The sequence below is a fragment of the Xanthomonas sp. LMG 12459 genome (genome assembly GCF_009192905.1).
In the GTDB taxonomy this organism is placed as follows: Bacteria; Pseudomonadota; Gammaproteobacteria; order Xanthomonadales; family Xanthomonadaceae; genus Xanthomonas_A; species Xanthomonas_A sontii.
Genome location: NZ_NSGT01000089.1, coordinates 1 through 8544, shown reverse-complemented (window position 1 = coordinate 8544; position 8544 = coordinate 1). Strand labels below are relative to the sequence as shown.

Here is an 8544-nt window from a genome sequence, read left to right as displayed (position 1 = left end):
TGTTTCAGGGAGCACTACAAGGTTGACTATCTCCAGCCTTGCACAGCCTGTGCGCAGATGGATTGGAAGCAACGGCGGGCGTGGCGCTTGAGCACCTTGGAGAAGCGGACGGCCGAACTGCTCGAAGCGCGGGCCCGGGTCACCCCGGAGCAACAGGCCTTTTGCGAAAAGGAAGCGGCAGAGAGTGGCCGCCTCTTGGAGGCCTGGAGCCAGGAGATGCTCGGGCGCTATCCCCTCGAGCTCGACCGACCGTTGGTCTTTGGAGTCCAGGAGGCTCAACCGACTGCGCTCGACGACCTGCCGACCCTGGACCTTGAGCCGAGTGGCCCCCGACCACCGCGCCCCCGCCTCCACTGAAACAACGGTGCCCCGCTTGCGGGGCACTTTGTTGTTGGGGCGGCGGTGGCGGATCAGTGGAGCGTCGGCTTCTTCCTGTTCGCCACTGGATCCGGGGCGCTTTTTCGCCGGCGGTTCTTCCGCCACTCTTCGACGGACGGGATATCGCGCACCACGACCGCCTCCCGGGTGCGGATCTCTTGCTGGCGCGGCGCTTGAGGTGGGGAGGAGGACGCTGGTGGTGGCAGCGTCGGGGCCGGCGTGGGTGGGACGTAGTCGTGCGCCGGAGGGGCGGAAGAGCCGCCTCGGTATTGGCGCATCATTTCCGCGGCCACTTCCAGGGCATGCCGGATGTCGTCGATACGGTCGGGCAAGCGGCAATGCCGCTCTTGGCAGAGAAGGCCGCTCACAAGACGGCTGGCGATTTGAAGCGTGAGTTCGGACTGCATGGATGCTCCTTGGAGCCTGTGGAAGGAGCTTTCATCCAAGCACCAAGTCGCCAACCCGCAAGTGCAAATTTCAGAGCTATTTCACAAATATAAATAGGCGCTGCAAAGTTGGCTTCGCCCTGTCCTGAGATGCCTAGAAGGAGTCAATCGGTGGTCAAGTTTTGTCAGTCGCCGGCGCGAGTCGGTTCATCACGCAGCTAGCGGAACTCGCTGGCAGGAATCCCGAGCGCTGTAGACTGCAGCATCCTAAGCGATTGGTGTGAGCAGAATTTGACAGGTGTCTGACGATAACGCTCTATCTGCTTCATTTAGAGTGGCTGATAGGACGTTGCGAGCAGTCTAGGTGGGGTTTAGTCGCATGCAGCAACTGAGGGGCATTGGGATTCCATGCTCTGTATCGCGAGAAGCTAGCTAGCACCTGCGCGATGGTCTTTTTAGCGGCTTTTACTTTGGGATGGCAGCGCTCTACTTTTTGGCCTAACGAAGTAGTCGTAGACCACGCGCACTCCGTTAACTCTTCTGGGCAGCCCCCAAACCCATCCGCCATAGATATTAATTTTGATGCTGTAACCAAACATCGTTTTAATGACGCCCACGCCATTCAGTCTCGTAACCTTCGAGGCGAGTTCATAAGCCAAGTCTTCAGCTTGAGTTGCTTCTTCAAAAGTTGGTCTTCGCAGAATCGTCATCTGAGAATCCTAGCACTTTTAATTGCGTTGTCTAGAGTCGAAGCTCAAGCAGGTCGAAAATATTGGTCAAAGGCGCTGCGTAGGTGATGTCGGGGTAAATGTTCCAGCCGGGATTGAAGTGTCGTCCTCCAGCAAAAACCATTCCAAATGCGGCTCCGTCATCATCAAAAACCACGGCTCCGCTATCCCCTTTGGCGGAAAATGGTTTTAGCCAATCGTTACAGACAATCTCGGAAAAGCCTGTGAATAGGGCTGTGTTGCCTTGGTAGTCTATTTCAATAAACCTGATGCGCTTGGAGCGAATACGTCCACTTGTGAATCCAGTTGTTCTGCCAAGCTTGTGAACGACTTGTCCATGATTGGGCGGTGGGATGACTCCGGAAATTGTGAATACTTTATTGGAGGCAGGGTTAATCACAGTATTAATTAGGTCTCCTATGCCGGCATATGGATCGGCGATAGCTGCATCAATGACATTTTCTTGGTTGTCAAGATTAACTGGGTATAAGGAAAGGAGAGTGCCGATGGCGTTGTCAATGGTTCCCCCATCTGCTGTTCCAGGCTGAATAATTTCACGCGAATTGGAGATTCCAGTGCTTTCGAATACGTGAGCGCATGAAAGTATAACTTGCTTGTCATTTTTTTTTGAAAACGGGAAAAGGCCGATGGTTCCAGTGAGGGCATTCGAATCTGATGTTGAAATGCTGCTGCCGAGAAGTACAGGGCCAGATCTTATAGCTCTTGCATTATGATGGGTATGCTCGTGATACAGCGAAACATCTCTTACCACCTCGATATTTACCTCGCCTCGAGCCCGAGCGGAAATTTGGCCCAATACGTCTTTGTGTTTGGAAAGCGGTTCATCCTGAACCCGTACAGCCAGCATAAAATCATCCGGTCTTTCGGTATAAGCAATACCCAGGCCAATGGGTAGGGCGCGCTGAATAGGGGTATGTCTGCGTCGTAACCCTGGAATTGACGGGCGCGCAGCAAAACTCGGCCTCAGAATAAAATCCCTAAAGATCTCATCAGCTAATTCTTCGACCGATGCTTCAAGCATTTAATGTCTATTCCTTATTTTGGCGAGGTGGTTGCCGAGTTAGCTAGCCTGTCGATTAATTCGCTCTATAAGTGGAGGGCATATTCATTTTCTTGAAAATTCGAGCGGGTGTAGAGGTTAGTCAAAACAAATGGCCGCCCGCGTCAGATATGGCCGAACGTACTTAGCCTCACTTTGCCTTCGATGTGCTGCTAGCAACAAAGCTACGTCTCGACCTAAGGCCGGAGACGTTCCATGGAAGGGGCCGTCGCGCTTAACATTCCAGTCATCTTGTTCTTCAGGGTAGCGTGGTTGTAGAGCCTTATCGCAGGATAACTCCACAAAATCAGACCGCCATGTGAAGGCGCGGCTCATGATGTCGGGGGGCAACTTGTCACAGTTCACCAGGAATGCCACCCGCTGATCCGATTGCCTGGTTTGCGCTCATTCTTAAAGTTCACAGTTGAGACGCCATAGCTAGAAGTCGCTTTGGACTCTGGGGATCCACATTGCATGCTGCCTCGGCTACGATCCCCATGGCAGGACCATCCCTTGGGCACTATTTGCGGGTGTCCAGGTAGGAAAAGACGAGTGGCATCAATGGGTTAGAGGACTCTGAATTGTGTCCCTCTCACTCCGCCAGTGTCAAGGAAACGCCCGCAAATCAACGATTTGTGGGCGTTTTTCTTTTCAGCCATCTTGGACACTCGCTTGGACACTTCCATGCGAGTAGCGCACTACCTGACGTGCGGCGAGACCGGCCGCTACTACGTTCGTCTGCGCGTTCCTGCTGACCTGCAGGCACGCTTCGGGCGCAAGGTCATCAAGCGCAGTGCCGGCACGACGTGCGATCGCGCCGCGCTTGGCTACGCGTTGCTGTTGCAGCAACGCTATGCTCAAGCCTTCGCAGCCATCAGGAACGGCAGCATGGGGAAAGAGCTGGAAGAGCTCTTGAAGAGACTGGAGGGCAAGCCGTCGCTTGAGCTGATCCTCAAGGACGTGAAGCTGCCGGGCGGCGCTTCGTTCGGCCAGGTGGAGATCAACGACCAGAACGACTTGTCGTTGTTCCAGAAGCTCGCGGCGCAGCGCGCGGTGCCGGTGCCGTCGTCGACACCGTTCCCGCCGCGCCGAGTCGTCAAGCCCATCAGCGAACCGCGTCCAGTGGGGCTGACCCTCGCGGCTGCACGCGACAAGTATCTGGTCAGCATCCAGGGCAAGAACACCGCCAAGACCATCGTCCAGAAGACCCGCGCACTCAAGGACCTCGAGGCTTTCGTGGCGAGCCAGCGCAAGGGCAAAGGCAAAGAAAAACAGTCGGTGATGTTGAAGGAACTGACGCGGACCGATTTCTCAGAGTGGTTCCTGCACGAGACCGCACAGAAGCGCGTCATCACCTACATCACCAACCGGTTCTCGGCTTGCGCGGATTTCATCAAGTGGGCGCAGACGGCTGGCCACTACCCGCAAGGCGACAACCCGGCGTCTGGGCACGCCTCCGTGCCCAAGCAACTGAAGAAGCAGCGAGCGAAGAGCCACGGCTCGCAGGCGTTCGCCCCCGACCAGGTCAAGCGCATCTTCGACCCGGAGAACTTCAAGCGGTTGAAGGGCAATGCGGCGCGGTGGCTCCCGCTCATCCTGCTTTACACGGGCGCGCGCTCCAACGAGGTGGCCCGGTTGGAGCTGGAAGATTGCCGAGAGGAAGACGGCATCCCCATCTTCCACTTCACTTGGATGGGCGAGGACAAGAACCTCAAGACCGATGCCAGTGATCGGAAGACCCCGGTGCACCCGGACCTCATCAAGCTGGGGCTGTGGGAGCGCGTGGAGCGGCTCAAGGCCGCTGGCGAGGCGAAGCTCTTCCCGGAGCTCAGCTTCGACGCCAAGAATGGTCCAGCGGGCCGGACCCAACACGCGTACTGGTTGCAGTAAATAAGCTAACTAAAGTGCGTTAAATATAGTTTTCCAAACTTTACTAATGATAAATATTGGATTATTTAAGTTGGTTTTTTTGTATTTTCTCTGAATTTTGGGCAGCAGAATTTTTCTCTGAGCAACAGCGAAGGAGTTGCGACATTGGATCACTTCGAAGGCGTGGTGCTCGACTACCTCCGAGCGGACCGTGCGTTGTTCGTCAACAGCCAATGCTGCATACAGCTCAACGAGGGCGCCAACCCGGACACCAGTGGCCCGCATTGGTATTGCGACGCGGTGGCCGTGAGCTTCAAGGAGCAGATGGCTTACCTGTGTGAGATCACCTATGCGGCCGGGGCATCGTCGCTCCTAGGCCGGCTGCGGTCTTGGGATGAGCATTGGGAAGGACTGAAGGTCGCCCTGGCGCGCGACAGTGGGGTGCCGGCAGCGTGGCCCCTCAGACCCTGGCTTTTCGTGCCGGAAGCACATGCAGAGCGGCTGAAGGCCGGCCTCGCGTCGCTGCGCTCCTCGCCGAGTCCGCGAATCACCTTCCTTGAAGAAGTCGTGCCCTGGCGCTACCGGTCCTGGAATCGCGGTTCCTATGAGGATGCTCCAGGCCTATGAGGTCCAGCGGCATAGGCAGCTGACCCGCCATCTACGTCGCCGGCTATGATTCCCGCATAGGGGAGGGAAGCCGATATGAGGACAACTCTAATCCGCCAAGCGCTGCTCGGCTTGGCTCTTTCGCTGCCAGCATCAGCAGCCATGGCCTGCAGCTGCTTGATGTATGAAAGCTTGGACGACGCTAAAGCCAGGGCTGCCGTGGCTGTCCAGGCGACGATGGTTTCCGTGCAAAGGAAGATCGTTCAGCACGGTGACACGCCCTACTCGGAGCAAGAGGTTGTCCGTTGGCGTATTGGGGAGTCCATGCGTGGCCCATTGGCCGCAGGTCAGGAATTCGAGACGCAGACAACCATTTCTCCGGCCGCCTGTGGCGAGCAGGTGGTCGATGTCCAGCGAGCGCAAGCAACGCCAACGCCTCTACCTAGAACGTGGTGGCTATTCTTTCAGTGGATTCCCGAGAACGGAGCGCCTTGGTTTGTTGCCACGTGCTCAAGAAGCCAGCCTGTTGAAGCAGTGGCCCCAGTGTCTGCGTCCTAGGATGACCTTGTTCTAGGTGCAGTGAAGGGCATCGTCTAACGGCCGCCCTGAAACTTGAAGGTGAAGCGAGCAGCGGATGCAGCGGTCTTGCTTGCAATCGACGCGGGTGTGGCGTCGACCAGCGTCAACATGCCATCGGCAACAGGGACCGGGACGCCGAGCGTGAGGTCCACCTCCTTAGACCAGCCGCCGCCAAGCACGGTCGCCCTGACGACCAGTCGGCCGGCCTGGATGCATTGAACGTCGGCTGGGCAACGGCTGTCTTCCATGACGCGGTCGGGACGCACCCTGGGGCCATCGACCGCGGCAATCTCTCCCACCCGCACGGGGCCTTCAATCGGACGGCTCGCGACCGGACCACCCGTCGCGCACCCGGCAAGCGACATGGCCATCAGTGCTGCAAGTGGCTTCACTCTCATCCAAAAGGTCCGGACAGCTTTTCGTTGTTCGATTCGCATGGCTGAGGGCGGCTCCGAAGACGGCCTGAGTGTCCCACAGCTCCGCAATGCGCGGCTGAGATGCGCACCAGAGACTGCCGAACTTGGTGCTGTGGGCATGAGCACTCTCACTGAGTGGACGCTCACGGCAGCGGCAAGCCAGCAGCCGGCAAAGCGCTGAGCCTACTTCGCAAATTTGGCCGGTGCTGCCACGGCCAAGCTTGTGAAATTTTGGGGCTTAAGCAGCCTGCGTCGTTGTTCAAGCTTTTCCTGCCGCATGTGCGGTCACTGAGGAAAGCGACATGGCAAAGGGCAAAGGTGGTGCAAGTGGAGATACCCGCGGGGTTGGTTTCAAGGGCGATCCCGGAGCCAGGCAGGGGCGTGGTCAAGGAGGTGCGGGCGGATGGCCGTCAACCAAGCCCGGTGTGCCATCGGGCGGTAACCGTAGCAATGCACCTCCGAAGCGTTGATCAGGGGGCGACGTCCCCCCGGTTTTGAGTAGCAAAGCGATTTGGAGTCCAATTCCCAACGAGACGGAGATTGGACGTGAAGAAGCGCTTTTCCGAAGAGCAGATCATCGGCTTCGTGCGTGAGGCCGAAGCCGGCGTGGCGGTGAAGGACCTGTGCCGGCGGCACGGGTTCAGCGAGGCCTCCTACTACCTGTGGCGAAGCAAGTTCGGCGGCATGGGCGTGCCGGAGGCCAAGCGGCTCAAGGAGCTGGAGGCGGAGAACACGCGGCTGAAGAAGCTGCTGGCCGAGCAGTTGTTCGAGAACGACGTCATCAAGGACGCCCTGCGAAAAAGTGGTGACCGCACCGGCGCGCAGGATGCTGGTGCCGCAGCTGATGGAGCGCGGGCTCACGGAGCGTCGGGCGCTGGCCGTGGTGCGGATGAGCGCCAGCGCGCTGCGCTACGTCCCGCGTCCGGATCGCAACGTCGAGCTGCGCGAGCGGATCCTGGCGCTGGCGCAGCGCTACAAGCGCTACGGCGTCGGGATGATCTATCTGAAGCTGCGGCAGGAGCAGTGGCCGGTGAACTACAAGCGGGTGGCGCGGCTGTATCAGCAAGCCAGGTTGCAGGTGCGCCGGCGCAAGCGCAAGAAGGTGCTGCTGGGCGAGCGCCAGCGATTGCTTCGGCCTGAAGCGGCCAACCCAGGTCTGGTCGATGGACTTCGTGTTCGACCGCACCGCCGAGGGCCGGATGCTCAAGGCCCTGACCATCGTCGACGATGCCACGCACGAGGCGGTGGCGATCGAGGTGGAGCGGGCCATCTCCGGCCACGGCGTGGCGCGGGTGCTGGATCGGCTGGCGCTGACACGGGGTCTGCCGCAGGTGATCCGCACCGAGAACGGCAAGGAGTTCTGCGGCAAGACGATGGTGACGTGGGTCCACGCGCGCGGTGTGCAGCTGCGCTTGATCCAGCCAGGCAAGCCGAACCAGAACGCCTACATCGAGAGCTTCAACGGCCGCCTGCGCGACGAGTGCCTCAACGAACACTGGTTCCCGACGCTGCTGCACGCCCGCACCGAGATCGAGACCTGGCGACGGGAGTACAACGAGGAGCGACCGAAGAAGATCTTGGGCGGCCTGACCCCGGCCGTCTATGCCCAACAGCTAGCGGCCAAAGCCGCTACGATGAAACCCGGACTCTAAAGAGCCACGCTACTGAAAGCAGGGGGACGTCGCAGGTTGTCGATATCCAGCGAGCGAAGGCAGTGCCACTTATTAGGAATGGTGGCTGTCTTTCCACTGGATTCCCGGGAGCGGAGCGCTTTGGTGTTGCCATGTGCTCAAGAAGCCGGCCCGTTGAAGCAGTGGCGCCAGTGCCCGCGTCGTAGCAAGTCCCTCCTCTAGGTCGTCGCTGGGTCGACCGGAAACAAGACTTGCCTTCTTGCATTGCTGCACTGGGGCCACCTTATACGACGTCGTCGCCCGCCTTAGGGTGGTCGACTACTTTTTCGTTGGGATCAGCGCGACAATAATTTTGGTCCCTTTCGGGATGTCCTTGCGCATCTTTGCCTCTCGGCCATTCTCTTTGAGGTCGAACCACGGATCCATGTAGCCGCCAGGGACCTTGAGCAAGTAGTGATGGCTTGCATATCGGGTCCGGCTGTGCACGCACACGATGGTGCCACTGGGAAGCTTCCAAGGAGGGTTCCAGTCAGCGATGACTTTCACGCCTTTGCTGTAAAGAGCCCTGGCGATTTCATCGATCTCAAATCCTTCTGGCTCATCGTCTATCCCGGCACGCTTCTCTTTTTCTAGAAGACGCTTCGCTCGAGAGTATGGGATGTCCAGCAGGGACGCCACGCAAGCAGCGGCGCAACCCCATTCGTCTTCCTGGCTTACAAGATCATATTTGGGCATTTTTCTCGTCCTTGGATTGGTCTGGTCATTCTAATGTAAAGGGTTCTGTGCCCTTCGGTAGGGATGGCAAGCGCACCGGTGCTTTTTACCAGCGCTGTGCCTCTTAAAGGGACCTTAGCTTCGCTGTCCCGACCGCAAGGGCGAGCCTCCTCCTCG

At 58.4% G+C, this 8544-nt stretch carries 7 protein-coding genes and 2 pseudogenes; 4 read left to right on the top strand and 5 right to left on the bottom strand.

The annotated features are described in order from the left end of the window. A pseudogene (locus tag CEK65_RS21235) lies at positions 1-357 on the top strand (plasmid mobilization protein); the annotation flags it as partial. A 53-nt stretch (positions 358-410) separates the two neighbouring features. On the opposite strand, the gene CEK65_RS17865 reads toward CEK65_RS21235, so the two are convergent. From CEK65_RS17865 to CEK65_RS17855, 3 genes are all read right to left on the bottom strand, one after another. Next, the gene (locus tag CEK65_RS17865; protein WP_152182547.1) at positions 411-785 is read right to left on the bottom strand and encodes a hypothetical protein; all 375 of its coding nucleotides are present in this window, start codon (positions 783-785) and stop codon (positions 411-413) included. A gap of 434 nt (positions 786-1219) precedes the next feature. After that, entirely contained in the window at positions 1220-1474 is a 255-nt protein-coding gene (locus CEK65_RS17860) for a hypothetical protein (RefSeq protein ID WP_152182546.1), read from the bottom strand. 31 nt (positions 1475-1505) lie between these two features. Continuing rightward, positions 1506-2534 carry a hypothetical protein gene (locus CEK65_RS17855; protein ID WP_152182545.1) on the bottom strand — a complete coding sequence of 343 codons (1029 nt, stop codon included), beginning with the start codon at positions 2532-2534 and terminating at the stop codon, positions 1506-1508. 690 nt (positions 2535-3224) lie between these two features. On the opposite strand from CEK65_RS17855, the gene CEK65_RS17850 reads away from it, so the two are divergent. Both CEK65_RS17850 and CEK65_RS17845 read left to right on the top strand, forming a co-directional pair. Beyond that, complete coding sequence (locus CEK65_RS17850; RefSeq protein ID WP_226980631.1) at positions 3225-4442, top strand: DUF6538 domain-containing protein; 1218 nt, start codon at positions 3225-3227, stop codon at positions 4440-4442. A gap of 144 nt (positions 4443-4586) precedes the next feature. Next, complete coding sequence (locus CEK65_RS17845) at positions 4587-5048, top strand: hypothetical protein (RefSeq protein WP_017916093.1); 462 nt, start codon at positions 4587-4589, stop codon at positions 5046-5048. Positions 5049-5620: 572 nt separating this feature from the next. Here the strand turns inward: CEK65_RS17845 and CEK65_RS17840 are convergent. Next, complete coding sequence (locus tag CEK65_RS17840) at positions 5621-6004, bottom strand: hypothetical protein (RefSeq protein WP_152182548.1); 384 nt, start codon at positions 6002-6004, stop codon at positions 5621-5623. A gap of 564 nt (positions 6005-6568) precedes the next feature. Here CEK65_RS17840 and CEK65_RS17835 point away from each other — a divergent pair. Then, a pseudogene (locus CEK65_RS17835) lies at positions 6569-7674 on the top strand (IS3 family transposase). A gap of 297 nt (positions 7675-7971) precedes the next feature. Here CEK65_RS17835 and CEK65_RS17830 read toward each other — a convergent pair. After that, entirely contained in the window at positions 7972-8388 is a 417-nt protein-coding gene (locus CEK65_RS17830) for a hypothetical protein (RefSeq protein WP_226980630.1), read from the bottom strand. Positions 8389-8544 lie beyond the last annotated feature (156 nt).